Source organism: Mitsuokella jalaludinii DSM 13811 (genome assembly GCF_000702905.1).
GTDB classification, from domain to species: Bacteria; Bacillota; Negativicutes; order Selenomonadales; family Selenomonadaceae; genus Mitsuokella; species Mitsuokella jalaludinii.
Genome location: NZ_JNKR01000024.1, coordinates 1 through 25,681 on the forward strand (window position 1 = coordinate 1; position 25,681 = coordinate 25,681).

General features: G+C 58.6%; 25 protein-coding genes and 1 other RNA gene. 16 read left to right on the forward strand and 10 right to left on the reverse strand.

The window, feature by feature from the left end:
• Positions 1–215, reverse strand: a 215-nt coding sequence (locus T518_RS09595) for a transposase (protein ID WP_036378511.1), incomplete at its 3' end; no start/stop codon positions are given.
• A gap of 94 nt (positions 216–309) precedes the next feature.
• Positions 310–1,362 carry a cation diffusion facilitator family transporter gene (locus tag T518_RS09600; RefSeq protein ID WP_051652284.1) on the reverse strand — a complete coding sequence of 351 codons (1,053 nt, stop codon included), beginning with the start codon at positions 1,360–1,362 and terminating at the stop codon, positions 310–312.
• 232 nt (positions 1,363–1,594) lie between these two features.
• On the opposite strand from T518_RS09600, the gene T518_RS09605 reads away from it, so the two are divergent.
• Positions 1,595–2,095 (forward strand): hypothetical protein, encoded by a 501-nt coding sequence (locus T518_RS09605; protein WP_036378512.1) that lies wholly within the window; start codon positions 1,595–1,597, stop codon positions 2,093–2,095.
• 94 nt (positions 2,096–2,189) lie between these two features.
• Here the strand turns inward: T518_RS09605 and T518_RS09610 are convergent, their stop codons facing one another.
• The gene (locus tag T518_RS09610; RefSeq protein ID WP_036378513.1) at positions 2,190–2,741 is read right to left on the reverse strand and encodes a phosphoribosyltransferase family protein; all 552 of its coding nucleotides are present in this window, start codon (positions 2,739–2,741) and stop codon (positions 2,190–2,192) included.
• 132 nt (positions 2,742–2,873) lie between these two features.
• Here T518_RS09610 and T518_RS09615 point away from each other — a divergent pair, with 132 nt between their 5' ends.
• The 6 genes from T518_RS09615 to T518_RS09635 all read left to right on the forward strand — a co-directional run bounded on the left by T518_RS09615 (position 2,874) and on the right by T518_RS09635 (position 7,563).
• Entirely contained in the window at positions 2,874–3,143 is a 270-nt protein-coding gene (locus T518_RS09615) for a hypothetical protein (RefSeq protein ID WP_036378514.1), read from the forward strand.
• A 112-nt stretch (positions 3,144–3,255) separates the two neighbouring features.
• Positions 3,256–3,592: a transfer-messenger RNA gene (gene ssrA, locus T518_RS11650) on the forward strand.
• 187 nt (positions 3,593–3,779) lie between these two features.
• Entirely contained in the window at positions 3,780–4,793 is a 1,014-nt protein-coding gene (cbiM, locus tag T518_RS09620) for a cobalt transporter CbiM (protein ID WP_036378515.1), read from the forward strand.
• Between the two features lie 116 nt (positions 4,794–4,909).
• On the forward strand, positions 4,910–5,626 hold the full coding sequence (locus T518_RS09625; protein ID WP_248617186.1) for an energy-coupling factor transporter transmembrane component T family protein: 717 nt from the start codon (positions 4,910–4,912) through the stop codon (positions 5,624–5,626).
• The gene (locus T518_RS09630; protein ID WP_036378516.1) at positions 5,623–6,285 is read left to right on the forward strand and encodes an energy-coupling factor ABC transporter ATP-binding protein; all 663 of its coding nucleotides are present in this window, start codon (positions 5,623–5,625) and stop codon (positions 6,283–6,285) included. The genes T518_RS09625 and T518_RS09630 overlap by 4 nt, the downstream gene beginning before the upstream one ends.
• Positions 6,286–6,702: 417 nt before the next feature.
• Complete coding sequence (locus tag T518_RS09635; RefSeq protein ID WP_036378517.1) at positions 6,703–7,563, forward strand: EamA family transporter; 861 nt, start codon at positions 6,703–6,705, stop codon at positions 7,561–7,563.
• A gap of 12 nt (positions 7,564–7,575) precedes the next feature.
• Here T518_RS09635 and T518_RS09640 read toward each other — a convergent pair whose 3' ends face one another.
• Positions 7,576–8,934 (reverse strand): MATE family efflux transporter, encoded by a 1,359-nt coding sequence (locus T518_RS09640; protein WP_036378518.1) that lies wholly within the window; start codon positions 8,932–8,934, stop codon positions 7,576–7,578.
• Positions 8,935–9,559: 625 nt separating this feature from the next.
• Positions 9,560–10,264: a hypothetical protein gene (locus T518_RS09645; protein ID WP_036378519.1), complete on the reverse strand. Its 705-nt coding sequence runs from the start codon at positions 10,262–10,264 to the stop codon at positions 9,560–9,562.
• Positions 10,265–10,329: 65 nt separating this feature from the next.
• Here T518_RS09645 and T518_RS09650 point away from each other — a divergent pair, with 65 nt between their 5' ends.
• Complete coding sequence (locus tag T518_RS09650; protein ID WP_248617187.1) at positions 10,330–12,042, forward strand: phosphoethanolamine transferase; 1,713 nt, start codon at positions 10,330–10,332, stop codon at positions 12,040–12,042.
• Between the two features lie 73 nt (positions 12,043–12,115).
• Here the strand turns inward: T518_RS09650 and cydC are convergent, their stop codons facing one another.
• Genes cydC through T518_RS09670 form a run of 4 tightly spaced genes read right to left on the reverse strand, consistent with a single transcriptional unit; the run spans position 12,116 to position 17,769 of the window.
• Positions 12,116–13,735 carry a thiol reductant ABC exporter subunit CydC gene (gene cydC, locus T518_RS09655; RefSeq protein ID WP_036378520.1) on the reverse strand — a complete coding sequence of 540 codons (1,620 nt, stop codon included), beginning with the start codon at positions 13,733–13,735 and terminating at the stop codon, positions 12,116–12,118.
• A complete protein-coding gene (locus T518_RS09660; protein WP_072003595.1) occupies positions 13,732–15,360 on the reverse strand; it encodes an ABC transporter ATP-binding protein/permease in 1,629 nt (542 codons plus the stop codon). The genes cydC and T518_RS09660 overlap by 4 nt, the downstream gene beginning before the upstream one ends.
• Positions 15,361–15,385: 25 nt before the next feature.
• Complete coding sequence (cydB, locus tag T518_RS09665; protein ID WP_036378532.1) at positions 15,386–16,399, reverse strand: cytochrome d ubiquinol oxidase subunit II; 1,014 nt, start codon at positions 16,397–16,399, stop codon at positions 15,386–15,388.
• Positions 16,399–17,769 (reverse strand): cytochrome ubiquinol oxidase subunit I, encoded by a 1,371-nt coding sequence (locus T518_RS09670; protein ID WP_036378521.1) that lies wholly within the window; start codon positions 17,767–17,769, stop codon positions 16,399–16,401. The genes cydB and T518_RS09670 overlap by 1 nt, the downstream gene beginning before the upstream one ends.
• Positions 17,770–17,980: 211 nt before the next feature.
• On the opposite strand from T518_RS09670, the gene T518_RS09675 reads away from it, so the two are divergent.
• The 6 genes from T518_RS09675 to T518_RS09700 all read left to right on the forward strand — a co-directional run bounded on the left by T518_RS09675 (position 17,981) and on the right by T518_RS09700 (position 23,818).
• Positions 17,981–18,832, forward strand: coding sequence for a 4Fe-4S binding protein (locus T518_RS09675; RefSeq protein WP_036378522.1), 852 nt, complete (start codon positions 17,981–17,983; stop codon positions 18,830–18,832).
• Positions 18,833–18,854: 22 nt separating this feature from the next.
• Positions 18,855–19,739 (forward strand): 4-(cytidine 5'-diphospho)-2-C-methyl-D-erythritol kinase, encoded by an 885-nt coding sequence (gene ispE / locus T518_RS09680; protein WP_248617188.1) that lies wholly within the window; start codon positions 18,855–18,857, stop codon positions 19,737–19,739.
• Between the two features lie 9 nt (positions 19,740–19,748).
• On the forward strand, positions 19,749–20,513 hold the full coding sequence (locus T518_RS09685) for a GntR family transcriptional regulator (RefSeq protein ID WP_036378523.1): 765 nt from the start codon (positions 19,749–19,751) through the stop codon (positions 20,511–20,513).
• 39 nt (positions 20,514–20,552) lie between these two features.
• Positions 20,553–21,920, forward strand: a complete 1,368-nt coding sequence (gene glmU / locus T518_RS09690) for a bifunctional UDP-N-acetylglucosamine diphosphorylase/glucosamine-1-phosphate N-acetyltransferase GlmU (protein WP_036378524.1) — start codon at positions 20,553–20,555, stop codon at positions 21,918–21,920.
• 145 nt (positions 21,921–22,065) lie between these two features.
• The gene (locus T518_RS09695) at positions 22,066–23,013 is read left to right on the forward strand and encodes a ribose-phosphate diphosphokinase (RefSeq protein ID WP_036378525.1); all 948 of its coding nucleotides are present in this window, start codon (positions 22,066–22,068) and stop codon (positions 23,011–23,013) included.
• Positions 23,014–23,116: 103 nt separating this feature from the next.
• Positions 23,117–23,818 (forward strand): Crp/Fnr family transcriptional regulator, encoded by a 702-nt coding sequence (locus tag T518_RS09700; RefSeq protein WP_155948134.1) that lies wholly within the window; start codon positions 23,117–23,119, stop codon positions 23,816–23,818.
• A 13-nt stretch (positions 23,819–23,831) separates the two neighbouring features.
• On the opposite strand, the gene trxA is transcribed toward T518_RS09700, so the two are convergent.
• Positions 23,832–24,140 carry a thioredoxin gene (trxA, locus tag T518_RS09705; RefSeq protein WP_036378526.1) on the reverse strand — a complete coding sequence of 103 codons (309 nt, stop codon included), beginning with the start codon at positions 24,138–24,140 and terminating at the stop codon, positions 23,832–23,834.
• Between the two features lie 344 nt (positions 24,141–24,484).
• On the opposite strand from trxA, the gene T518_RS09710 reads away from it, so the two are divergent.
• Both T518_RS09710 and T518_RS11655 read left to right on the forward strand, forming a co-directional pair.
• The gene (locus T518_RS09710; RefSeq protein ID WP_036378527.1) at positions 24,485–25,333 is read left to right on the forward strand and encodes an undecaprenyl-diphosphate phosphatase; all 849 of its coding nucleotides are present in this window, start codon (positions 24,485–24,487) and stop codon (positions 25,331–25,333) included.
• A 173-nt stretch (positions 25,334–25,506) separates the two neighbouring features.
• Positions 25,507–25,681: transposase (locus tag T518_RS11655; RefSeq protein ID WP_211248208.1), on the forward strand; the 175-nt coding region annotated here is incomplete at its 3' end.

Consider the following 25,681-nt stretch of genomic DNA (forward strand, 5'->3'; position numbering starts at 1 on the left):
GTGACATTGCCTGAGCTGGTGTGCAGGTTCCGCGTGTAATGGCCGGAACGATAGCCCTTGCGCTGCTCCGTGCGCTCATACTTAGAAGCGTTGGTCAACTCAGCGGCTTCTTGGTCCAGCAGGTTGTTCAGCGTCTCTTCGACGCTCTGCTTGACCAGATCTTTCAATTCGGCTTTGATTACTTGCTCATTTAATTGTATAATGTTGTCAGACATGGATCTCGTCTCCTTTGCGTTTTTGTTTGGCGACTTAATTGTAACAGAGGACGAGGTCCATGTCTTTATTCTATTTTGCGAAAGATATTATACCTTATCTGTATTCCGGGTAGGCTTTTTTCATTTCTTCATAGAGGATCTGCAGGCCTTCCTGGGGCTTGATGTCAAAGCTTATGACCACATCAAAGCGCATTTCCTTCGCTGCGATATCGACATAGAAGCCGTGGAATTGCAGGGCCCAGTCATGGGCCAATACCTTTTCCCGCACCTCGTTCTGCATGCGCGCAGCTTCGCTGTCCTCGGTGTTATAGGAATAGACACCCATGCCTGCGAGGATGATGCCCGTCTGTTCGTAGATCTTGGCCTCCACCTTGCGCGTGAGCTTGTCGACATCTTTGACGCTCATGGTGTCGGGGAGCTCGATGTGGACGGATGCCAGATCTTTGTTGGGCCCGTAATTGTAGAGGATGAGGTCGTAGGCACCGCGCACCTCCGGCTCGCTCGTCAGGATTTCCTTGATTTGCTTGGAAATCGCTTTGTCTGTGCGTTTTCCAAGGATTTCATCCAAGGTGTCCCGTATCATGTCAATACCGGATTTGATGATGAAGACCGAGATCAGAGCGCCCACATAAGCTTCCAGGGATATGCCCGTCGCAAGGAAGATGATGGCGGAAACCAGCACCAAGAAGGAAAGCACGGCATCAAACATGGCATCTGCACCGGACGCTACGAGGGAGCCGGAATTTACCTTTTCACCCTGCGCCTTCACGTATTTCCCCAGGATGATCTTCACGATTACGGCTGATGCGATGATGACGAGGGCGACCATGCTGTAGTCCGGCTCTTCGGGGGTGATGATCTTCTTGACGGATTCCACGGCTGAGGTAATGCCTGCGTAAAGCACGATTCCTGCCACGATCAAGGCGCTCAGGTATTCAATCCGGCCGTATCCGAGGGGGTGCTCCTTGTCCGGCAGTTTCCCCGCCAGCTTCGTCCCGACGATCGTGATGATGGACGAGAGTGCGTCAGACAAATTGTTGACCGCATCCAAGGTCACAGCAATCGAATTGGACATGAGGCCAATTACCGCTTTGAAGGCGGCCAGCAGCACATTCGTCAGGATGCCGATGATGCTAGTCTTGACAATGACGCTGTCTCGCTTGGAGGTTGTTGCTTATATGGGGTTGATGATGTCACTCATACGGTAGTTGCTCCTTTTATCGACACATCTCTTTCTTTCAACAGTAATATTTCGACGAAAGAATCAGAACTCCTTCATATTGTCAGGCTTTTGAGGATTTGACAGCTCCGTGGAAATCATGTAAAATTATCCTGTACAACTATGATTTTGATATTGATTTCATTTTGGAGGGACCTACATGAAAAAATCAGCACTGCTGACGGCGGCACTGCTCCTCGTCAGTTCTTCCTATGCGATGGCAGCTCCTATCAACCAGATGGCCAATCACGAGACGGCTGTCGGCGTTGGCACGAAGGAGAGCTACATCGAGCACAAGGTGACGAATAAGGCGACGGTCGGCTTCCAGTATGCGGACCGCGATGAGAAGGGCGATCACAAGGATGCCTACCTGCAGTACGATATCGTCGGCTCTGAACTCAAGGTCATCGGCGGCTATCGCTGGAACCTCCCGAATGATAAGGATAATGCCTTTGCGGGCGTTGCGGTGAGCACGCCGAAGGTACTGGGCTTTGATGCCTACGCTTCGTATGTCGCGGGCAAGGACTTCAATGAGACGCAGGTCGGTGTCAACAAGAACCTGCTGCTCAATGTCGACCTCAACGTCAACTACCACAACTTCAAGCCGGATGAGGGCAGCCGTGAGAACGGCGTCGGCGTCGGCGTCTCGGTCAAGTTCTGATCGGGTGCATCTGGTGTAAAACCGCATAACTGCGCATAAAAAGAAAACCCGCATCACTGCGGGTTTTCTCATATGCAACTAGGCGATTCAGGGCTCACTGCGCATCAAAGAGCGGCAGCGGCTCGAGGAAGATGATGTCGTCGCGTTTGGCGGCATTGCCCTCGGCGAGCACACATGCCTGGCCGATGACCTTGCCGCCAGCCTTCTCGGTCAGCTCGACGAGCGCCTTCATCGAGCCGCCCGTGCTGATGACATCGTCGAGCAGCAGGACGTTCTTGCCCTTGATGCGTTCGATGTCCGTGCCGTCAAGGCAGAGTTTCTGCGTGCCCTTCGTCGTGATCGAGACATCATCGACCCAGAGCGCGTTCTCCATGTACGCCTTGACCGACTTGCGTGCGACGATGTAGCGGTCCATGCCGAGTGCGCGCGCGAGCTCCTCCGCGAGCGGGATGCCCTTCGTCTCCGCGGTCAGCACGTAATCTGTCTCGGACGGCACCTTCTTGGCCAGCGCCTGCGCACAGGCGTCCGTGAGCTCCACATCGCCGAGCATGACAAAGCCGGCGATGGCCAGCTTGTCCGTGACATTGAGGATGGGCAGGTTGCGCGTGCAGCCTGCAATGTGTAACGTATAATATCGATCTGCCATCTTAGCACCTCTTCATTTCATCTATATTCCTCATCCATTATACTATGATGATGGGCGCGGTGCAATTGTGTGCACGCCGTTGGCAGTGAAAATCGAATAAACATCAGCAATTCAGAAAGGAAGTTACCATAAATGAGCGATATCCATGAGATCCATGATCACGATGGGGCAGAGTCCATCAGCGAGGAGCAGCGCGCCCTCGACCAGATCACCCACATCCTGCTCCACGCCCTGACGGAAGACGGCATCGGCGAGAAACTCGAAGCGGCTAAGTCCCAGCAGGACGTCTATAAGGCCCTGCAGACCTTGCCGTACTTCAAGCTGACCTTCGAGGAATTCCGCATCGGCATCGAGGCCCTGCGCCAGCAGCAGGCTGAGATCCATCAGGATGAGCAGGAATGAGACGCGAGTCAAAAGAATAACGTGGCCGAGACTTGCATTTTGCTCCCATACCGTCTATAATATAAGGACAAAAGAGCCGTTTCGGACGGCTTTTTCCTAGCATTTCTCATATGGGGATGTAAAGGTTTCGACGGGGTATTGAAGCCACGAAGTTCGCAGGCCAATGGTCATGAATGCCTGAAGCTTGACCGCTAAATTCAACTGACGAAGCTGAATACGCTTACGCTGCCTGAGCCTAGCTCAGATAGCCCCTCTGGAAGTACGAACCGTCAGCCAACCCGGAGGTTTTAAATAAAGACGGCAGTTTCCTGTTTTGTAAAAACAGGTGGTGGAGAACTCTGAATCCTGGGGTTCCGCTCCTATGATGCCCGCATTCTCGGGCTATTGCGATAATGCTTTGTGATGTGGATGTATTTCGGACAGGAGTTCGATTCTCCTCATCTCCACCATTTTGGAGATTCGCCGCTGAGAGGCGGCTTTGATACAAGAAGACTCGGGGCGGATTCCCGGGTCTTTTTGTTTGCCGGTTTGCTGTAGAACGAAATTTCTATCCCCCTGGGAGGCTTACAGCATTCATGAAGATGACGTATAATGAAAGCATCAATCATCATGTTTATTTATAGGGGAGATGAAATCATGCATATTCCAGAGAATTACCTGAGCCCATCGACGTGTGCGGTACTCGGCGCGGCCATGGTGCCCGTCTGGCTCGTGGCCGTCTCGAAGGTGAGGCGCCATGTGCCGCAGGAGAAATTGCCGCTCCTAGGCATCGCAGCGGCGCTTTCGTTCCTCGGTATGATGTTCAATGTGCCGCTGCCGGGCGGTACGACGGGCCATGCGGTCGGCGGCACGCTGATCGCGATACTGTTCGGCCCGTATGCCGCGTGCCTGTCTGTCAGCGTGGCTCTGCTCATCCAGGCACTCTTCTTCGGGGATGGCGGCATCCTGGCCTTTGGCGCGAACTGCTTCAATATGGCGGTTGTCCTGCCGTTCACGGGATATGCGGTCTACAAGTTCCTGCGCAGGCACCTGTCTGCTCCTTCCGGCGAGTACATCGCGGCGGGCGTTGGCGCCTATGCCGGCATCAATGCGGCAGCGCTTGTGGCCGCCATCGAGTTCGGCATCCAGCCGCTCCTGTTCACCGATGCGGCGGGGCAGGCACTCTACTGCCCGTATCCGCTCTGGATCTCGGTGCCGGCGATGATGATTGGGCACCTGACGATCTTCGGCCTCGCAGAGGTCGTCTTCACGACAGCCGTGCTTGCCTACCTGCGCAAGACGTCGCCGGACCTCTTCCAGTCAGTCCGCATGAAGACGAACCGCGCACTCTACGGCCTCATTGCAGCACTGATCGTCTGCACGCCGCTCGGACTGCTCGCGGCAGGAACGGCCTGGGGTGAATGGGATCCGGAGGAACTCGCAGACCAGGATTTCCTCGGCACGGCGCTCGGCTATACGCCGGCGGGGATGGAGCAGGGCTTCTCGTTTGAGGCGCTCTTCCCGGACTATGCGATTGCAGGCCTGCCGGATGCCTTTGGCTACATCCTCTCGGCGCTGATCGGCACGGCACTGCTCGTCATCCTCTTCAAGATGGCGGCACCGCTCTTCGCTTCACACACAGATTACGGCGATTCGCTGTCGGGGCGCTGAGTGACTTTTGATTTGAGGTGTTCTTCATGATGGATTTGCCGGATTGGGCAAAGCGAGAAGAATCATACAGACCTGACAAGGACCGGGATGCGTTCATCTCCCGGTCTCTTTTGCGTATGATGGAGATGCTCAAGGTCCTGCGGGCGCAGGCCGGCAGGCGCCACCGCGGGCAGGCGGGCATGGCGCTTGCGTTGCTCATCCTGCTGCTTTTGGCCGTCGTCACGGCGCGCACGCCTGCATTCCTCTGGACCGTGCTCGGAGGGGAGCTCGTGCTCATGACGGCACTGACGGGGGCACAGCTGCGGCAGATTGTTGTGGGCGCATTGACAGCCGCCCTTTTCTGCCTGTTGCTCATCCTGCCAGCGCTCATCTTCTGGAGCACGGGCCCGGCAATCCTGCTGCCGTTCAAGACATTCCTCTGCGTGACAGCGCTCAATCTCCTGCAGCAGTATTTCTCGTGGCATGAAATCACGGCGGCACTGCGGCGCTTCCACCTGCCGCCGGAGGTCATCTTCATCCTTGACACGACGCTGCGCTACCTCGTGCTGCTCGGCGACCAGGCCTCGCTCCTCTTGACGTCGCTGAAGCTACGCTCTGTCGGCCACAATCCGCGCAAGCACAAGGCGATGGCCGGCATCATGGGCATCGTCATGCAGCGTTCGCAGCGTCTCTCGCTCGAGATGGCCGAGGCCATGCGCTGCCGCTGCTTTACGGGCGAGTATCCCGTCATGGCGGGAGAGAGACGGCGCGGCTCGCTCCTGGGACGGCTGATGCTGCTCGCCCTGCTTGCCGTGTATGCATTCCTGTATCTTCGTCTGGAGGGATTCCTTTGATCGCGCTTGAAGATGTCTGCTGTGCGTTCGACCATGAGCCGGTTCTGCGCCACATCAGCTTTACGATAAAGAAAGGGGAGGCCGTGCTCTTGACGGGGCCGAACGGCTCGGGCAAGACGACGCTGCTGCGGCTCTTGAACGGACTCGTATTCCCGGAGATCGGCACGTATACCTTTGAGGGTACGGCCATCACGGCGAAGAAGATGCGCGAGCACCGCTATTCCAAGTACTTCCACCAGCGCGTGGGCTATGTCTGGCAGAACCCGGATGCGCAGCTCTTCTGCGCGAGTGTGGAGGAGGAGCTGGCCTTCGGCCCCCTGCAGATGGGGCTTCCAGAGGACGAGGTGCATCAGCGCGTGGAGGATGCCATTGCGTATTTCTCACTGGAAAAACTGCGCGATAAGGCGCCGTACTTTCTCTCGGGCGGCGAGAAGAAGCGCACGGCTCTGGCTTCGATCTTCACGATGAATCCGCTCGTCTGGACACTTGACGAGCCGGAGAACTTCCTCGATGCCGAGAGTCAGGCATGGCTGACGCAGTTCCTGCAGTCGCTCAAGGATGCGGGCAAGACCATCATCGTGACCTCACACCATCCCGATATCGCTGGCCGGATTGCTGACAGGGAACTGAGACTGACAGCAGAGCATCAGCTGGGGTGATTGCTGGCTAGGGCAAAGAAGAAGGGCAAGATGCAGCAGGGGATGGCTGAGCAAAAGCGGAGCGTTTGGCTGTCTGCGTGAAGAAAGGATTTTTTGCCTACCAGAATCCTTGCAAAAGAGCGTCGTTCAAGCGCAGCGCGTTTAGCTCTTTTGTAAGGCTATCATAAAAGGCAAAAAATCCTTTTAGCAGACGGCCGTCGCGCAGTGTTGCTCAGCCATCCCCTGCCGTCGTCTCTCTTTGAAGACAGCTGGCCTTGACATCTTGGCTCATCTTTTGTTATCCTATACGTGATTTCATCTAAAACTCGGGATGTGTTCCTGAGAGTGGATTTTTCTGACACGCGTCATTTTCGCCACGCAGCGCCTGCTGCGTGGCTTTTTCTGTTGAATGAGAGTTAGGTAAAGGAGAGGGAATACATGAAATACGCGTTGCTTGTCTTTCTCGGGGGATGCAGTTACGGCATCCTCTCGACAATCGTGAAGATTGCCTATGCGGCAGGGCTGACGCCTGCGGAAGTCTGTGGCGGGCAGGTCTTTTTCGGCATGCTTCTGCTGTGGATGGCGGCCCTGCGCCATCGGGGCTTTCCTTTGAATGGCCGTCGGGCATTGACGCTCATTTGCTGCGGCATGCCGATTGGCCTGACGACGATGTTCTATTACACGGCTTTGCAGACGGTCACGGCTTCGTTTGCCATCATCCTGCTCTTCCAGTTCGTCTGGGTCAGCACGGCGATTGACTGCGTCTTCTCGCGCCGCCTGCCGGACAGGCAGAAAATCGCGGCCATCGCGATCCTCTTGCCGGGATCGGTGCTCGCGGCGGGACTCGTTGGCAGTTCGGATAGCATCTCCCTGACGAGCGGCGTGCTCTGGGGACTGGCTTCGGCCGTCAGCTATTCCTTTGTCCTGCTCGTCAGCGGCACGGTCGGCTGTGAGGTGCCGCCCGTACTCAAGAGTGCCCTGATGTCCGTCGGAGCGGCCACTGTGGTTTTTGCCTTCATGCCGCCGACCTTCCTGCTGTCCCTGGGCAGCCTTGCCGCCGCCGCGCCGTACGGCATCCCGCTCGGCATCTTTGGCATTGCACTGCCGCCGCTTCTCTTTTCCATCGGCATCCCGCACACTGGACCGTCGCTCGGCAGCATCCTGACTTCGTCGGAGCTTCCCATGGCCATCCTCATGGCCTTCTTCGTCCTTGGCGAGCACATCGCTCTCGTACAGTGGCTCGGCGTCGCCCTGATCTTCCTCGGCGTGATCGTGGGGAATCTCAGGACAAAGGGCTGAGGTCGTGCCCCTTCAGGCAGCGGCATCTCTCTTCGCGAAGGCCGGAATGCCGTGGCCACGAAGGTAGAGGAAGGCGCCGATGCAGATGACGACGGAGACGAGGGAGCCTGCTGCTGTCGCGAGGCCCATCGGGAACAGGGTCATGGGGTACCAGATGGAGGTCAGGTAGACGAGCGGGATGCGGGCTGTCACGATGGAGGCGATGTTGTGCAGGAACGAGATCTCGGAGCGTCCACAGGCGCAGAAGTAGCCGCTGAAGCAGAAGTGGATGCCCGCGAAGATGCAGTCGAAGATGTAGCCCTGCAGGTATGCCTCGCCTGCCACGATGACGGCTGCATCGTAAGTGAAGAGCGCGACGATGTCGTAGGCGGCGTACTGCGTGAAGATGGAGACTGTGATACCGAAGCCGACGGTCATCGCGAGTGCATAGCGCAGGGTCTGCTGTGCGCGGCCGACTTTGCCCGCGCCGATGTTCTGCGCGCCGAGCGCCGAGACGGTCGAGAGCATTGACGAGGGCACGAGGAAGATGAAGCTGATGATTTTCTCGACGATGCCGACGGCAGCGGCGTCAGTCAGGCCGCGCATATTCGCGATGACAGTGATGACGAGGAAGGCGACCTGGATGAAACCGTCCTGCAGCGAGATCGGCACGCCGATGCGCAGGAGGCGCCGCAGCACGGGACGTTCCGGACGGAAGTCTTGTCGTGTGAGTGCAATGCCTGCCCGGCCGCTCTTCACGTAGGCGAGGGCGAGCACGACGCTAATGGCCTGTGAGATGACGGTGCCCCAGGCCGCGCCGCTCGGGCCCATCGCCATGGCGCCCATGAAGAGGTAGTCGAGTGCGATGTTGCAGAGGCAGGCCACTGCGACGAAGTACATCGGACTCTTGGCGTCGCCGAGGCCGCGGAAGATGGATGCGATGATGTTGTAGGCGGTGATGAGTGGGATGCCGAAGAAGCAGATGAGGAGATACGACTGTGTGCCAGATACAGCCTCTATCGGTGTTTCCATATCGCTGGTGATTCCGCCGCGCAGCGCGACCAGCAGCATGGCCAGCACGAGTGAGACGCCGAAGAACAGCACAGCCGTCGTGCCGATGGCCTTGCGGATGCGCTGGTGGTCCTCCGCGCCGACAGCCTGTGCAATCGTGACCGTCGTGCCCATCGCGAGCCCCACGATCATAACGGTCAGCATGTGCATGACCTGACTGCCAATCGAAACAGCCGTGATGCTTGCCGCTCCCTCGAACTGGCCGATGATGAAGAGGTCGGCCATGCCGTAGAGCGTCTGCAGGAAATACGAGAAGAAGTATGGCAGCGAGAAATACACGATGTTCTTCGCGACGCTGCCGGTTGTCATGTTCTTGGTCACAAAAATACCCCCTTGACTTCCTAGTAAACACTACAATTCGGATTGAGTCAAGGGGGCAACTGTAGAGTAAGCCCGAGGGGCTGGCTGAGCAACGCTACGCAATGATGTTCTGCTAAAAGAATTTTTTGCCTTTTAATGCAACCTTACAAAACGCTAAACGCGCTTCGCTTGGACGACGCTTTTTTGTAAGGGGCTTGGTGGGAAAAAATCCTTTCTTAACGCAGAACATCAAATGCTACGCTTATGCTCATCCAGCCCTTCGGGCCAAGGTACGGTTGTAAAAAGCCTCAACTGTTCGTCGTATCATCGATGAGCGGATGAGGCTTTTTGCAGGAACGTAGCGGGAGAGAGACTCCGTTGTAGGATGTATCTTTTGGAGGGGGGAGACATTTCGCCTGCAGGAGCGCAGTGACTGCCCGCAGGGCTGTGCCCCGAGGAGGCGTTGCTTTGCCAGTCGATGTGAGAACGCCGCGGCAGGCGGCGGATTATCTTGGCTGCAATCGATCGCATGGGGCACATTTAACGGAGCGACGAAGCCGAAATGTATTCCCCCTCCGTCGGCACACATTTATTTAGCGGAGCGACGAAGCCGAAATACAGCCCCCTTCGTCGGCAAACGCATTTTTCAAATATCCCAGTGCAGGTTATCGGGATTTGGCGTTGCTTTGTCGACTTCTGTGAGGATCCACGAGGCGTTGTCGTGGGTGGCGGAGAAGGCCTTTTCGAGTCCTGCCTCGTATTCCTTCGGGATTTCCATCGCGTGGAGTGCCATGTGCATGTAGTCTTTTGCCACGAGTGTGACGCCGCGCTCGGCGGAGAGCTGAGCCTTGAAGCGGTAGCCGTAGTAGAGGTAACTGTTGTGGTGGATGGGGATGTCTTTGTAGGCTTCGATGCGCTCGTCGACCTCGGCTTCGGCTTCCTGCGTCATATTCATCTTGTGCATGAGGTTCCAGCGGTCGGCCCAGAGCTCGCCGCGCAGGATGTACTTGTAGAGGAAATCCGTCGACTCGGCGAGCTCGATGGCCATGTCGATGTGGCGCAGGCTGTCGTCGAACTTGCCGAGTTCTTTCTCGAGTGAGCTCAAGCGCTGCAGGGCGAAGACCTTTTCCTCGACGTCCTCAGCCTTCTCCTCGTCGATGTCGGCTTCGACGACACTGTGGAAGAGCTCGAGTGCTTCATCCGTCTTGTCGATGCCCTTCATGGCGAGGAAGTGGGCGAGACGCGCGCGGGCGTGCCAGCTGTCCATGCCGCCGGCGAAGAGTTTCTCGGGCGGATGGGCGGGGGAGTCCATCACGAGGTGGACGAGCTTATGGAATGTATCTTGTGTCATGAAAAAACCTCCAGAATCGTGTATAATATCTATAATTATACCATGTATACGGGGAGTTGGGAATTTTGTTGGATGCGTTGAAGTATTTCTTGCTCAGGGCCTGGGCACGCGGTACGCATATCGTCGCACATGAAGCGGGCTTGCTGATCGTGCTCTATCTCCTGAACCTTGCGCCGATTGCCTGGCTCAATGTCCATACCTACGGAGGAGGGCAGCTCGACGTGCTCGCCGTGGATGCGGTCTTCCTGCTCGGCGGGGTGCTGCTCTACATCCTGCTGCTGGGCTTCATTCCGCTACGCAGGCTGCGCCGCCTGTTGTTCGCCGCGTCGTTTTTTCTCTCGCTGCTGCTCGGCGGGGTGGAGTTCTTCTCCATCGTGCAGTACAGCTCGCTCATCGGCGCGGGTATCGTGACAGCGGTGCTGCAGACGAATCCGCGCGAGGCAGGGGAATTCATCCGCATGTACGTGGGCTGGAAGGGCGTGGTAGCTGCTGTCTTGCTCGTCGTGGCGGGTGTCTTTGCCTATCGCAGGCTCGGCGCAGTGAAGATCCCGCTTTTGACGCGTCACCGCCTCTCCATCGCCATCCCGTTCGTCATCGTCGCTTCGCTGGCTGCAGGCGGCATCCTGTTGACGCGCTACTACTCGTTCATCATCAATGATTCGCTCGATGTGCCTGTCGTGCGCGTCGGGCGGGCGGCGACGACATCGGTCGAGAATATCCGCGCGTTTGAGAAGCTCAAGGAGGAGGCATCGTCAGACGTTGAGATCGCGGAGAACCACAGCGATACGCCGTACGTCGTCTTCATCCTCGGCGAGTCGACGACGCGCGACCGCATGCACCTCTATGGCTATCCCTTGGAGAACACGCCGAACCTCGATGCGCTCAATGAGAAAGGGGAGCTCGCCGTCTTCCGCGACACCATCTCGCCGGAGTCTGCGACGGTCGCCGTGCTCCGCAAGCTCTTGACGTTTGCGGACATGGATTCCTCGAAACCGTGGTACGCCTACAACAACATGATCGACACGATGAAGGCGGCAGGCTACCGGACGTACTGGCTCTCGAATCAGGAGAGTTCGGGCATCTGGGGCAATGTCGCGCAGCTTTTTGCGGGCCGCAGTGATTACAGCCGCTTCACGCGCCTGCGTGAGTCGCATGAGGACAGCGGCATCTACGATGAGGCACTGTTCCCGCTCGTCGACGAGGCCCTGCAGTCGCCTGCACCCAAGAATTTCTACCTCATTCACCTGATGGGCGGCCATGGGCTCTACTACATGCGCTTCCCCTACATCTTCTCGAAGTTCGCGGCCGACGATGTGCCACCGCCGCAGGATGAGCTGTCTCAGGAGAAGCGCACGGAGATCGCGCAGTACGAGAATGCGCTCTACTACAACGATTTCATCGTCACGAGCCTCATGGGCAAATTCGCCGACAAGGATGCGATCGTCGTCTACATCCCCGACCACGGCGAGGCGCTCTACGACCATGGCAGTACGTTCTCGGGCCATGTCGAGGAACATCCGACGAAGGAGACGCTCGAGGTGCCGATGATCTTCTGGGCATCGCCTGCCTACAAGGCACATCATCCGGAGAAGTGGCAGGCGCTCCGGGCGGCCGTCAACCGTCCGTACATGACGGATGACTTTATCCACACACTGCTCGACCTCCTGGATATCCGCACGCCGGAGTATGATCCCAGGAAGAGTGTCATCAATCCCGCGTTCCAGCCGAGAGCGCACCGCATGGTGCAGGGCCACGACTACGATACCGAGATGAAATGATGCGTTATATCAAAAGAAGCCTTGCCGGCTGATGTAGGCAAGGCTTCTTTTTGTCAGCGCTCAGTGCGCGCTACTATTTCCGCAGTTCAAGGACTTGGGAGAAGTTCTTGAGGATATCGTTTTCATGGGTGATGACGAGCAAGGTCTGGCCAGTCTTATGGACTCTCTGGAAGAGAGCATCGATGAGGGTGCCGCTTGTCACGGTGTCGAGTCCGCAGGTCGGTTCGTCGAGCAGGACGAGGGGCTCATTGCCGACGATGGCGAGCGCTGTGAGCAGGCGGCTGCGCTGGCCGCCGGAGAGGTTGCAGGCGTCCTCTCCGAGCGGCGTGTCAATGCCATCTGGAAGCGCGGCGATGACTTCGCTGAGCTGGGCGTCTGTGAGTGCTTCATGCATATCCTCTCTGGAGCATTCCGGCCGGTATCGCTCGAAATTCTCGCGGATGGAGCCGGAGAGCAGCACACTGCCCTGGGGCAGGGCGGCGATGGCCTGATGGATGGCGGAGGCGGGAAGGCTGGCATAGGGCTGTCCTTCTAGGAGCAGTGTGCCGCTGTCGGGCGGCCAGACGCCAATCAGGAGTCTTGAGAGCGTCGTCTTGCCCGCGCCGCTTGCGCCGATGATGGCCGTGTGCTGGCCGCGCGCGATGTGGAAGGAGAGATCCTGGAGGATGCCCTGTCCCTGACGGTAAGAGAAGGAAATATCCTGCGCTTCAAGGAGTGGCATGCTGTCCGGCAGGGGGGACTTGCCTGGACTTGTTGCTGCAGGATGTGTCTCTCTGCCTGCTGGCCGGTCCGGCAGGAATTTGGCAGTAGCGAGGCTGCGGCGCCACTGGCGCACGTCTTCTGGCAGATTGCGGAACTCAGCGAGCAGGGCTTGGAGGACGAGGAACCAGACACAGAGGTCGATGCCGCTGAGCTCGTCTGCCGTCACGCGGCAGATCAAGAGCGCAAAAAGGACGAGCAGGAGGGCGGCATCGAGGAGATTTGCCATCGCGTCGCGCCGCGCATCGCCTTGGGCGAGGCGCAGATCGCCCGCGAGCAGCTGGTTTGCTGGGGCGGCAAGGCGGTCTGCAGCAGGTCCGGCCCCCGCGCAGATCAGCTCGTCGGCGCCGCCTGCTGCGTCGAGCAGAGCGCTGCGGTAGGCTGCATCGCGCGCGCGTCGCTCGCGTTCATCTGCATGGCGGCCGAGAATGGCGAGACGCAGGCGCACGAGGCCGAGAACGGGCAGGAGCAGGGCGAAGGGGCCTAGGACTCCGGCGAGCAGCCAGGTGGTGAGTGCGGTGATGGTGGCGATGGCCGTGATGGGCAGCAGCGCGCGGACGTAGAAGTCGCGCAGGTCGTCAGCTCCGGCCATGAGGTCGTGCAGGAATTCGCCCTGGCGCGCGGGCCCGCTGCGCAGCGGCAGGCATCGCGCGGCTGCGTCGTAGAAGGAGAGGCGGATCTCTGTCAGGATGCGGAAGGCCATGCGGTGCGAGAGGTAGCGCTCGCCGTAGCGGAAGACGGCGCGGCCGATGCCGCAGGCACGCACGGTGGTGATGCCGAGTGCCAGCGTGTAGAGGGGCGGCATCAGGGCCGCGGAGGCGACGAGCCAGGCCGAGGCGCCGAGCAGCGCGAGCCCCGTGAAGAGTGCCATGAGGCTCACGAGCAATACGGGCAGGAATTCGGCGGCTGAGGTCAGGCGAAGGAGCTTCCTCATACGGCAGTACCTCCTTTCATCGTGATCGCATCAAAGGTCAGCAGATGGTCTGCTGCATCCTGCAGCTGCTCGTCGTGGCTGATGACAAACAGCGTGTGTGTGCCGCGCAGGGAGAGCAGTACGCTGCGTATCGATGCTGCAGTCTCCTCGTCGAGCGCGGCAGTCGGCTCGTCGAGCAGGATGAGCGGCCGTCCCTGTACGAGGGCGCGCGCGAGGCCGAGGCGCTTGCGCTGGCCCTGCGAGAGGCTCTGGCCGCCCTCGCCGAGAGGAGTTGCGAGTCCCTGCGGCAGAGCGGCCAGCCAGCTGTCGAGGGAGAGATGCTCAAGTGCCGCCCGCACATCGTCCTCGCGGAAACCCGAGTGGAACAGCGTGATGTTCTCCAAGAGCGTCGCATTGAAGAGATGCGGCTCCTGCGGCACATAGCTGCAAGGCGCGGTTTCGGAGCGAAGGATGGTCCCACTCTCTGGCGTCAGCAGCCCTGCGAGCAGGCGCATGAGCGTCGTCTTGCCGCAACCGCTCGGCCCCGAGATCACCGTCAGGCTGCCTTTTGCGACGGCGAACGATACGCAGTCGAGCAGTGGCAGCGGGCTGCCCGGATAGCGGAAGGAGAGAGCCTGCACAGTGAGGGGCGCAGAGGTATCGGGGAAGGGGGGCGCGCCTGGAACTCCTCTTGGTATTGATGCGTTCGAGGCGACTTCCGACAGGGCAGATTCAGCGGTGAAGGCTGTCATGCCGCTGTGGAAAGCCGTGCCGGAGAGGCGTAGCGGCTGGTAGAATTCTGGCGTCAAGAGCAGCACGAAGAAGGCCGCCGTGAATGTCAGCTGCCCGTAGAGCAGCCGCAGACCGATGCTGACGGCGATGATGGCGATGGAGAGCGTCGTGATGAGCTCGAGGGCGAAAGCCGAGACGAAGGAGAGCTGAAGTACGCGCAGAGCGGCTCTTGCAAAGTCGCGGCTTAGACCTCTGACGCGCTCGCGCTCCGCCTGCTCCCGCGAGAAGAGCTTGAGTGTCGGCAGGGCGCGCAGGATCTCCGCGAGTCCTGCCGAGAAGCGGTTCATCTCGCGCCACTGCTCCTCGCTCGCCTCGCGCGTCACGCGCCCGATGAGGTAGAGCAGGAACGGCGCGATCGGGACCGTCACGAGCATCAAGAGACCCGTCATCGGGTCAATGAAGAGCGCGGCTACGAGAAGGCAGGGCATGGCGACGGCGATGCCGAGTACGACGGGCAGGACTTTCGTGAACCAGGCGTCGAGCGCATCCGTGCTCTCGAGTGCGAGCGGCAATAGCCGGCGCGTCAGCGTGCGGTCTGTCTGCCCCTGGCGTGAGAGGAGGTGCAGGTGGAGCTTCTGGCGGACGCTCGCGCGCACGCCATCTGAGAGCGTCTGCAGCAGATGTGCCTGCCGCAGGCCGAGGAGGTGGAGGGAGCCGAGCATAAGAAACAGCACCAGGAGAACTGGTGCTGTCGTGCTGAGGCTCCCCTTCTCGAGAAAGACCTGGCTGGTGGCCAGGCTGGCCGTCCCGCAGGCGCCGAGGATGGCGAGTGCGCGCAGGAGCTCCGTCAGGAACAGCTGCCGCCGCACGCCCTTTTCGCGCTGCAGGGCTCTGTAGAGAAAGGTCTGCTTCATATTCATGGTAGTAGGTATCCGTTCCTCAATAATGTTCTTCTGCATCTTTAGGCGTGACGCGCTTGCGGAAGATGTAGTAGGACCAGCTCTGATAGATCAGGACGATCGGCACAAAGACGGCCGCCGCAATCGTCATGACAGAGAGCGTGTAGGGGCTCGAGGCGGCATTCGTGATTGTCAGGCTCCAGTCCGGGTTGAGGCTCGAGACCATGAGGCGCGGGAAGAGGCCCGCGAAGAAAGCGACGGTCGTCGCGACGATGGCAGCCGTGCTCAGGAGGAAGCTGGCCTTGCCCTTGGCGAGTTTCATGCTCAGGATGGCCATGACGAAGAAGAGCGCAGCGCCGACGAGGGCGACAGCAGCCAGCGGCTTTGTGAAGAGGTCCGTGTACGTCAGCGTCATCGCCATGCAGAGAACGAAGAAGATGGCCGCAGTGACGCCCGTCTTCAGGGCGAGCTGCTGGCAGCGCATGATCAGGCTGCTCTTCGCGAGGCGCAGCGTGAGGAACGCCGTGCCGTGGAACAGGAAGACGAAGAGGAAGGCGAGGCCGCCGACAATCGTGTACGGCGTCAGCAGGTCAAAGAAACCGCCCGTGTAGATCATCTTCTCGTTGATTGGGATGCCGGCGATGAGGTTCGTGACGGCGACGCCCCAGAGAAAGGCGGGCACGATGCTGCCGAAGCAGATGGCGCCATCCCAGAAGCGCTGCCAGCAGGCGCTCTGCTGGCGGCCGCGCAGGTCAAAGGCTACGCCGCGCAGGATGAGCGCGACGAGCATGAGGAAGAGCGCGAGGTAGAAGGCGGAGAACATCGTGGCGTAGACGTGCGGGAAGGCCGCGAAGAGCGCACCGCCCGCCGTGATCATCCAGACTTCGTTGCCGTCCCAGACCGGCGTGATCGTGCGCAGGACTTCGCCGCGCTCCTTCTCATCGGAGGAGAGGAAGGGCAGGATGCCGCCGACGCCGTAGTCGAAGCCCTCGAGGAAGAAGAAGCCCGTGAAGAGTACCGTGATGAGGATGAACCAGAGAATGTTGAGATCCATCATGCATTCCTCCCTTCTTCAAAGGAGATGTGTGTCTTCTTGATAAACCGCATGGCAACCCAGAGGGCAGCGATGGCGAGTACGAGGTAGAGGAGCGTGAAGCCGGCCATCGTCAGCCAGACATCTGCGCCCGTGAGATTCGGTGAGACGGCATCGCTCGTCTTCTGCAGGCCAAACACGATCCAGGGCTGGCGGCCAGCCTCTGCGACGTACCAGCCTACGCTGTTGGCGAGGTACGGCAGCGGCAGCAGCCACGGCAGTGCCTTGAGGAAGTACGGGCAGGCCAATGGGCGGTTCGTGAAGCCGAAGTAAGCGGCAGCGAGGCCGAGGAGGATCATGAGGCCTCCGAGAGCAATCATGATGCGGAAGCTCCAGAAAAGGCCGGTGACATCTGGACGGTATTCATCGGGACCGTACTTCTCCGAGTAGTCCTTCTGGATCTGGTTGATGCCCGGCACGGCGCCGGATGGCGTGTTGTAGAGCATGAAGGAGAAGGCGCCGGGCACGGTGAGCTCGAAGTTGTTCTTGTGTGCATCTTCATCGATGTCGGCGACGATGGCAAACGGCGCCGGGTCTTCCGTCTCCCAGAGCGCCTCGACCGAGGAGAGCTTCATCGGGTTGACCTGTGCGATGTACTGCGCTTGCAGGTGGCCGCTGCCCATCGTGGTAAAGAGACCGAAGAGCATGAAGACGGCACCTGCCTTGAGTGTCTGCGTGAAGGCGCGGCGCGAGGCCTCGTCGTGCAGGACCTTCCAGGCCGAGACAGCCATGACGAGGAAGCCGGCCGTTGCGATGGCGGAGAACAGCGTGTGCGTATACTCGCCGATGACGTACGGATTCGTGACGAGCGCGAAGAAGTCCGTCATCTCTGCGCGGCCGTTGCGGATGACAAAGCCGACCGGATGCTGCATGAAGGAGTTCGCGACGAGGATCCAGAAGGCTGAGAGGTTGCTCGCGAAGGCGACAATCCAGATGCAGATGCAGTGGAGGCGCTCCGAGAGCTTATCCCAGCCGAAGATCCAGATGCCGAGAAAGGTTGACTCGAGGAAGAAGGCCGTGAGTGCCTCGAGCGCGAGCGGCGCGCCGAAGATATCGCCCATGAAGCGGGAATATTCGGACCAGTTCATGCCAAAGTGGAACTCCTGCACGATACCGGTCACGACGCCCATCGAGAAATTGATGATGAAGAGCGTCCCGAAGAAGCGGACGAGCTTGCGGCTGGTTTCTTTCCAGGCCGGGCGCTTTGTGCGGACGTAGCACGTCTCGAGCAGTGCGACGAAGATCGAGAGCCCGAGTGTTACGGGGACAAAGAGAAAATGGTAGACAGTTGTGATGGCGAATTGCCATCGGGATAGGATCAGTGCATCCATGAATGTTGCCCTCCTTTTTTATTAGTGCATCGTGATGCATTCTATTTATGATTCCATTATAGCCTAAAACGGCAGGAGAGACAAGAAAAATTATATTGAATCGTAAAAGAAAATAATTATCGCAGCAATGGGGATTGGATTCCGTAGAAAAATCGCATGAGAAACGTAGATGTGGTATAATAAATACAATATATGATAGGAGAGAAGTATCGTGGAGAAACGAAGTATCGACCTGGGCCGCTGCCTCGTGCGCGACGGCAAGGCGGACTGTCATCGCTGCGAGGAGATCTGCCCGCAGCGGGCCATTGCCAGCCACGCTGTGGACCAAGAAGCCTGCGACGGCTGCGGCCTCTGCACTGCCGTCTGTCCCGCGGCGGCCATTGAGGCGCCGGAGGACTACGCGGAGGCCCTCAAGAAGACGATGGCGCTCACGCCACAGGTCCTCATGTGCGGCAAGGCCAGCCCCGGCGGCGTGCACTGCCTCGGCTTCCTCGACCGCCGGCTGCTCTGGAGCTTGGCGACAAAGCGCCCGCTGAGCCTCGACATCTCACGGTGTGAATCGTGCCGTCCGGCCGTCTTTGCCTGGCTTCAGCAGGAAGTCACGGCCTGCAACGATGCACTCGCGCGGGCGGGAAAGAAGACGATTGCGCTCGTCCACGTCAAGCCGGCACCGCCGCAGCCGAAAAAGCCGCGGAAGGTCGAACGGCGCAGCTTTTTCCAAGCTCTGTTCCACTCGACGGCCGAGGGGCTGCAGGAAATAGCAGAAGCGCAGATCGAGCGGAGCTTCCGCTTCGATGCTTCGGCCTGGCTGCGGGAGCAGCAGACAGAAGCATGCGAGCTGTTCTGTGGGCTGGCGCTGCGAGACGGCTGCACGGCCTGTGGCCTCTGCACCGTCGTCTGCCCGACAGGGGCAGTCGTGCTGGAGCGCGGCGAGCATGCGGCCCTGCACTTTGCGGGGGCATCCTGCACAGGGTGCAATCTCTGTGCACTGCACTGCCCGCAGGGCGCGCTGGAACTCGTGCCGCACTTTGCAGGGCAGCGCGATTTCCCGCTGGACCGCTGACATGATGATAGGAGGGGACGATTTGATTACCGATGATTCGATTATCGTAGACGGAAATGCCAAGATCAACCTGACACTGGACATCTTGGGCAAGCGGCCAGATGGCTATCACGAGGTCGCGATGGTCATGCAGTCCATCGGACTGCACGACACGGTGAAGCTCTCGAAGATCCCGCGCGGCATCGAGCTCGTGCTCGATGTGCCGGGCCTCGAGGCTGATGAGCGGAATCTGGCCTGGCGGGCGGCGCAACTGCTGCTCGGCGGCGAAGAAACTCCGGGCGGCGTGCGCATTGAGCTCACGAAGCGCATCCCGATTGCGGCAGGCCTTGCGGGCGGCAGCGCGGATGCAGCTGCTGTGCTGCGCGGCGTCAATGCACTCTATCATCTCGGCCTGACACAGGAAGAGCTCTGTGCGTACGGTGCGAAGCTCGGCTCCGATATCCCGTTCTGCATCATGGGCGGCACGATGATGGCGACGGGGAGGGGCGAGGTCCTGGAAGCACTGAGCCCGGTGCCGCCGTTCTGGGTCGTGCTCGCCAAGCCTAAGATATCCGTTTCCACGGCCTGGGCTTACCGGAACTACGATGAGCAGGGCACAGAGGTCCACCCCGACAATGCGGCCATCCGCGAGAAAATCGCTGGCCATGACCGGGAAGGCATTGCCTCCCTGTTGTGCAATGTTCTTGAACGTGTTACTATAAAGCAGTATCCGGTCATTGCGCAGTATAAGGCCTGGATGATGGAGAAGGGCGCACTGGCCAGCATGATGTCTGGCAGCGGCCCGACTGTATTCGGGCTCTTTTCGTCAGAGAGCGAGGCACAGTCTGCAGCGGCTTACCTGGAAGAGCGTACGGACGCGGATATCTTCGTCTGCCAGACAGCAGATAAAAATCACGATGAGAATTGAGGGAAGCACATGGAACAGAGATTGTCTCCAATCAAATTAGATAGCTACCAGCCACTGCGCGAGGTGGTCTGCGAATCGTTGCGCGAGGCGATCCGCAAGGGCGTCCTCAAGCCTGGCGAGCGCATCATGGAAATCAAGCTTGCAGAAGAACTTGGCGTGAGCCGCACGCCGGTACGAGAGGCAATCCGCAAGCTGGAGCTCGAGGGATACGTCGTCATGATGCCGCGACGCGGCACGTACGTTGCGGATATGTCAATCCGTGACATCAATGAGATCTTCGAGATCCGCACGGCACTCGAATCCCTCTCGAACAGCCTGGCTGCAGAGCATATCACAGAAGATGAGCTCGAGCACCTGCAGCGCCTGCTCGTCATCATCGGCGGCTACATCAAGGAGTACGAGGAGGGCGACGACCACGAAGCGGCGATGGAGAAGATCGTCGAGACGGACATCGAGTTCCACGACCTGCTCTATCATGCGGCGCGCAACAACCGCCTCGTCGGCATCATCTCGAACCTGCGCGACCAGCTCACCCGTTTTCGCACGCTGTCGATGTCGTATCCGGGCCGCCTTGAGGCGACGCTCGATGAGCACCGCGAGATCGTCGAGGCCATCGCCAACGGCGATGAGCGCGGCGCGAGCAAGGCAGCGGAGCACCATATGGAGAACTCCGAGAAGACGCTGTTGAAGGCGATGGACATCGCGACGAGCCGCAAGGCTGCTGCGAAGGGCTCAAAGAAGAAGAAAGCGCATCCGTCCAAGCAGGACGCATGAGATACATGTTATATGAATAAGAGATGGGAGAACGATAGTATGTCAGATTTAGTAACCGTCATCCTAGCGGCCGGCAAGGGCACGCGCATGAAGTCGAAGCTGCCGAAGGTCCTGCACAAGGCGGGAGGCAAGACGATGCTGCAGCATGTCATCGATGCGGCTAAAGCTGCCGGTGCGAAGCGCAACATCGTCGTGACGGGCTTTGGCGGCGAGATGGTCCGCGAGGCCATCGGCGACCAGGCTGAGTTCGTCACGCAGACGGAGCAGCTCGGCACGGGCCATGCCGTCCTGCAGACGAAAGACCTGCTGAAGGATGAGACGGGCACGGTCATGGTGCTCTGCGGCGACACGCCTCTTTTGACGGGCGCGCTGCTCAAGAAGCTCTACGACGAGCATGTGGCAGCCGAGGCAAAGGCGACGGTCCTCACGGCCATCATGCCGGATGCGACGGGCTATGGCCGCATCATCCGCTCGGCAGACGGCTCTGTCGAGAAGATTGTCGAGCACAAGGATGCGACGGCAGAGGAGCGCGAGGTCCGCGAGGTCAACTCGGGCATCTACTGCTTTGCGGCCAAGGACCTCTTCGAGGCGCTCTCTCACGTCACGAACGACAACGCGCAGGGTGAGTACTACCTGCCGGATGTGCTCGAGATCCTCAAGAAGAAGGGCGAGAAGATCTGGGCTGTCGCCGCTGACGACTACGAGGACACGCTCGGCATCAACTCGCGCCTGCAGCTCGCCGGTGCCGAGAAGATCCTGCGCCGCCGCAAGAACGAGGAGCTCATGAGCGAGGGCGTCACGATCATGGATCCTGCGACGACGTACATCGACGATGATGTCAAGGTCGGCCGCGATACCGTCATCTACCCGATGACGTGGCTCGAGCATGGCACGGTCATCGGTGAGGAATGCGAGATCGGCCCGAATGTCCGCTTCCAGGATGTCAAGTGCGGCAACCGCGTGACAGGCCAGTTCATCTACGCGCACGAGTGCCAGATCGATGACGATGTCAAGCTCGGCCAGTTCGTCCACCTGCGCCCGAACACGCACCTCTTTGAAGGCGTCAAGATCGACAACTTCATCGAAGTCAAGAATTCGAACATCGGCAAGGGCTCGAAACTGCCGCATCTCTCTTACATCGGCGACTGCGACATGGGCGAGAATGTCAACATGGGTTGCGGCACGATCACGGTCAACTACGACGGCAAGGCCAAGCACCGCACGAAGATCGGCAACAATGCCTTCGTCGGCTGCAACTCCAACCTCGTCGCTCCTGTGACGATCGAGGATGATGCCTACATCGCAGCTGGCTCGACCATCACGAAGACGGCACCGAAGGGCAAGCTCTCGATTGCGCGCGCCCGCCAGACGGTCATTGAGAGCTGGCATGACAAGCGCGACGAGTGAGCACGCGTAAAATAAAATAAGCAAAATAAAAGGAAATATGTCCTTTTTGCGCATCCTGTGATATACTGTAAGGAGAGACGAATGGGCGGAGCCCGTCCTCTTCGAGCAATAATTTAGGTGTAAGGATTTGGAGGATTTTATCAAAATGGCTTTAGACACTGCTAACTTATGCATCCTGACCGGTAATGCAAACCCGGATCTTGCAAAGAAGATTGCCGACCACATCGGCGTCAACCTCTGTGATGCATATGTCGGTCATTTCAACAATGGTGAGACGCAGGTCATGATCAGCGAGAGCATCCGCGGCAAGGATATCTTCATCATCCAGCCGACGTCTTATCCCGTCAACGACAACCTCATGGAGCTCTTGATCATGGCAGATGCCTGCAAGCGCGCTTCGGCACACAGCATCACGGCTGTCGTCCCGTATTACGCCTATGCACGTCAGGACCGCAAGACGCGTGGCCGCGAGCCAATCTCGGCAAAGCTCGTCGCCAACCTCATGACGACGGCCGGTGTGACCCGTGTCGTGACCGTTGACCTCCATGCTGGCCAGATCCAGGGCTTCTTTGACATTCCGGTCGATCACCTGGCGGCAGCTCCGGTCATCGCGAACTACTTCCGCGCACAGAAGTTCGACGATGTCGTCGTCGTCTCCCCGGACCTCGGCGGTGTCACGCGTGCGCGCATTCTCGCTGACCACCTGCAGGCACCGATTGCCATCATCGAGAAGCGCCGTCCGAAACCGGGCTGCGCAGAGGTCATGAACCTCATCGGCGATGTCGAGGGCAAGACGGCCGTCATCATCGACGATATTGTCGATACGGCAGGCTCCCTCTGCGAAGGCGCCCGTGCCCTCGAGAAGCGCGGTGCAAAGCGCATCTTTGCTTCGTGCTCGCATGCCATCCTCTCGGACCCGGCTGTCCAGCGCATCAACGAGTCCCCAATCGAGAAGCTCGTCATCACGGATACGATTCCGCTGCCGCCGGAGAAGCAGTCCGACAAGTTCGTCGTCCTGTCGCTTGCCGACGCACTCGGTGATGTCATGATGCGCATCCAGAGCCACCGCTCGGTCAGCCAGCTTTTTCGCTAAGATCCGCGCGTCCTTCAAGGACAGACCGTAAAAAGAAAGAGAGCCTTTGTTGAGGCTCTCTTTTGCTATGTGATCTTTTACTATCTGGAGAAGGTGATGTAACTTGGAACAGAGTCTCGAACAAGGGAAGAAGAGCGTGACAGACCTCTTCATCCGCCATTTCGGCTTCTGGCCGCAGCTCTCTGACCGAGAGAGAGCGCTCCTGAACACCCACACGCATGCTGTCCGCTACAAGCGCGGCACGCAGGTCCATCGCGGGCCATTCGACTGCATCGGCGTCATGCTGATCAAGAGAGGCCAGCTGCGCGTCTACACGCTGTCGGAGGATGGCCGCGATGTGACGCTCTACCGTCTGTTTGCCGATGACATCGGCATCCTGTCAGCTGCCTGCACGCTCGATGCCGTGACGTTTGATGTTTACATCGATGCAGAGGAGGACACTGAGGTGCTGCTGACGGATGCCTCTGCCTTCCGCAAGCTGTCAGAGGGAAACATCTACGTGCGCTGCTTTGCCTACGAGCTTGCCTCGAAGCGCCTGTCAGACATGCTCTGGAAGCTGCAGCAGGTGCTCTTCCTTTCAGCTGATCGCCGCTTCGCCATCTTTCTGCTTGAAGAGAGCGAAAAGCGGAAGAGCGATGTCATCCGGCTGACTCATGAACAGATGGCCCGCTATATGGGAACGGCCCGCGAGGTCGTCACCCGCCTGATCAAGTACTTCAACCAGGAGGGATGGACTACGTCGGGCCGCGGCTATCTGCATATTGAAGATGGCGAGGCGCTCCGCCGTCTCGCCGGAACCTACTGAGGCCTGTGTTCCTTCAGCCGATCAGTTCTTCGACCTTCTCCTTTGGCACGAGGCCGATGGATTCATTGACCTTCGCGCCGTTCTTGAAGACGATCAGCGTCGGGATGCTCATGATGCCGAACTGCTGGGCGAGTTCGGGCTGCTCGTCGACATTGATCTTGCCGACCTTGACTTCCGGATGCTCGCTTGCGACGGCGTCGACAATCGGAGAGAGCATGCGGCACGGACCGCACCACGTCGCCCAGAAGTCGACGAGGACCGTGCCATCTGCTTTCACGACTTCGCTGTCGAAATTCTCTTTGGTAATCACAATTGCTGCCATGATAGGGGAACCTCCTTGCCTAGTATGGTTCTATAGGAGCCATATGAAAAAAGTATCGTGTCTCATCAAGAGGGAAGTACTGCCTTCTTCGGTGCACATTCCCTTGGTTTTTCTCCAGTATAGCAGGGAAACGGCGCTTTTTCCGTGACTTGCTCACAGTTTTCGCACGCTGTTTATCGCGTGTTTAAGTTGGGCTTCTATACTATAAGAAGATTTGCAGCAGGCAGAGCCGTCTTTATCCGGAAATTTCCATGCACAGAAGGGGTAGCTGTGCTATAATGGGCATACTGCCGTGAGCGAAATGCGGTAATGGACATTAAGGTATTACAGGAGGCAAAAAGAAAGTGGATCTAAGTATAGCGGATTTACTCAAGACCATCATTCTCGGCATCGTGGAGGGTCTTACGGAGTGGCTGCCGGTATCGAGTACGGGTCATATGATTCTTGTCGATGAGTTCATCAAGCTCGATGTCAGCAAGGCGTTCATGGACATGTTCCTCGTCGTCATCCAGCTCGGCGCCATCATGGCCGTCGTCGTGCTGAGTTTCGAGAAGCTCAACCCGTTCTCTTCGTGGAAGACGCGCCAGGAGAAGCGTGATACGGTGCAGCTCTGGATGAAGGTCATCGTGGCATGCATCCCTGCGGCAGTCATCGGCCTGCTCTTCAACAAGTACATGGAAGAGCACTTCATGACGGCGCCGGTCGTCGCGACGACGCTGATTTTCTACGGCATCATGTTCATCATCGTCGAGAACTACAACAAGCATCGCCGCCCGGCCATCACGGACCTGCGGCGTCTCGACTACAAGACAGCCCTGATCATCGGCATCTTCCAGGTGCTCTCGCTCGTGCCGGGCACGAGCCGCTCTGGCGCGACGATCCTCGGCGGCCTGCTCTTCGGCGCGAGTCGCACGGTGGCTGCGGAGTTCACGTTCTTCCTGGCCATCCCGGTCATGTTCGGTGCGAGTGCGCTGAAGATGGTCAAGTTCGGCTTCCACTACACGGGTGCGGAGATTCTTATCCTGGTCGTCGGCATGGTCACGGCCTTCATTGTCTCCGTCCTGTCCATTAAGTTCCTCATGCGCTATATCAAGACGAATGACTTCAAGGCATTCGGCTGGTACCGCATCGTGCTCGGCATCATCGTGCTCATCTACCTGTTCATGGTAGGGGATCCGACGGCGAACGATTGATATTCCTCCTGGGCCTCTGGCCCAGGAGTTTTTGTATATAGAAAACCCCTGGTTAGACCAGGGGCTCGATAAAGCTTTAGCGATGAGTCTTTAAAGGATTTAATAAACCTCCCTTGAAGTATGAAGTTGCGGTCCGTCAACTGCAACCAATACGACAAAGGAGGTATATCGTAATGAAAGATCACGATGTACATAGTTTATCACATACAAAATGGGAGTGTAAATATCATATTGTATTTGCCCCTAAATACAGAAGAAAGGTCTTTTATGGTCAGAAGCGGTACGAGATTGGTCAAATCTTAAGGGAACTGTGTCGGTGGAAACAGGTGAACTTGTTAGAAGCCGAGG

Excerpts from the sequence above, each read along its gene's own strand:
- T518_RS09695 (WP_036378525.1), top strand. The coding sequence starts at position 22,066 with ATGGCTTTAGACACTGCTAACTTATGCATCCTGACCGGTAATGCAAAC.
- T518_RS09685 (WP_036378523.1), top strand. The coding sequence starts at position 19,749 with ATGGAACAGAGATTGTCTCCAATCAAATTAGATAGCTACCAGCCACTG.
- T518_RS09670 (WP_036378521.1), bottom strand. The coding sequence starts at position 17,769 with ATGGATGCACTGATCCTATCCCGATGGCAATTCGCCATCACAACTGTC.
- T518_RS09615 (WP_036378514.1), top strand. The coding sequence starts at position 2,874 with ATGAGCGATATCCATGAGATCCATGATCACGATGGGGCAGAGTCCATC.
- T518_RS09625 (WP_248617186.1), top strand. The coding sequence starts at position 4,910 with ATGATGGAGATGCTCAAGGTCCTGCGGGCGCAGGCCGGCAGGCGCCAC.
- cydC (WP_036378520.1), bottom strand. The coding sequence starts at position 13,735 with ATGAGGAAGCTCCTTCGCCTGACCTCAGCCGCCGAATTCCTGCCCGTA.
- T518_RS09635 (WP_036378517.1), top strand. The coding sequence starts at position 6,703 with ATGAAATACGCGTTGCTTGTCTTTCTCGGGGGATGCAGTTACGGCATC.
- T518_RS09660 (WP_072003595.1), bottom strand. The coding sequence starts at position 15,360 with ATGAAGCAGACCTTTCTCTACAGAGCCCTGCAGCGCGAAAAGGGCGTG.
- T518_RS09645 (WP_036378519.1), bottom strand. The coding sequence starts at position 10,264 with ATGACACAAGATACATTCCATAAGCTCGTCCACCTCGTGATGGACTCC.
- T518_RS09610 (WP_036378513.1), bottom strand. The coding sequence starts at position 2,741 with ATGGCAGATCGATATTATACGTTACACATTGCAGGCTGCACGCGCAAC.
- glmU (WP_036378524.1), top strand. The coding sequence starts at position 20,553 with ATGTCAGATTTAGTAACCGTCATCCTAGCGGCCGGCAAGGGCACGCGC.
- cydB (WP_036378532.1), bottom strand. The coding sequence starts at position 16,399 with ATGGATCTCAACATTCTCTGGTTCATCCTCATCACGGTACTCTTCACG.
- cbiM (WP_036378515.1), top strand. The coding sequence starts at position 3,780 with ATGCATATTCCAGAGAATTACCTGAGCCCATCGACGTGTGCGGTACTC.
- T518_RS09605 (WP_036378512.1), top strand. The coding sequence starts at position 1,595 with ATGAAAAAATCAGCACTGCTGACGGCGGCACTGCTCCTCGTCAGTTCT.
- trxA (WP_036378526.1), bottom strand. The coding sequence starts at position 24,140 with ATGGCAGCAATTGTGATTACCAAAGAGAATTTCGACAGCGAAGTCGTG.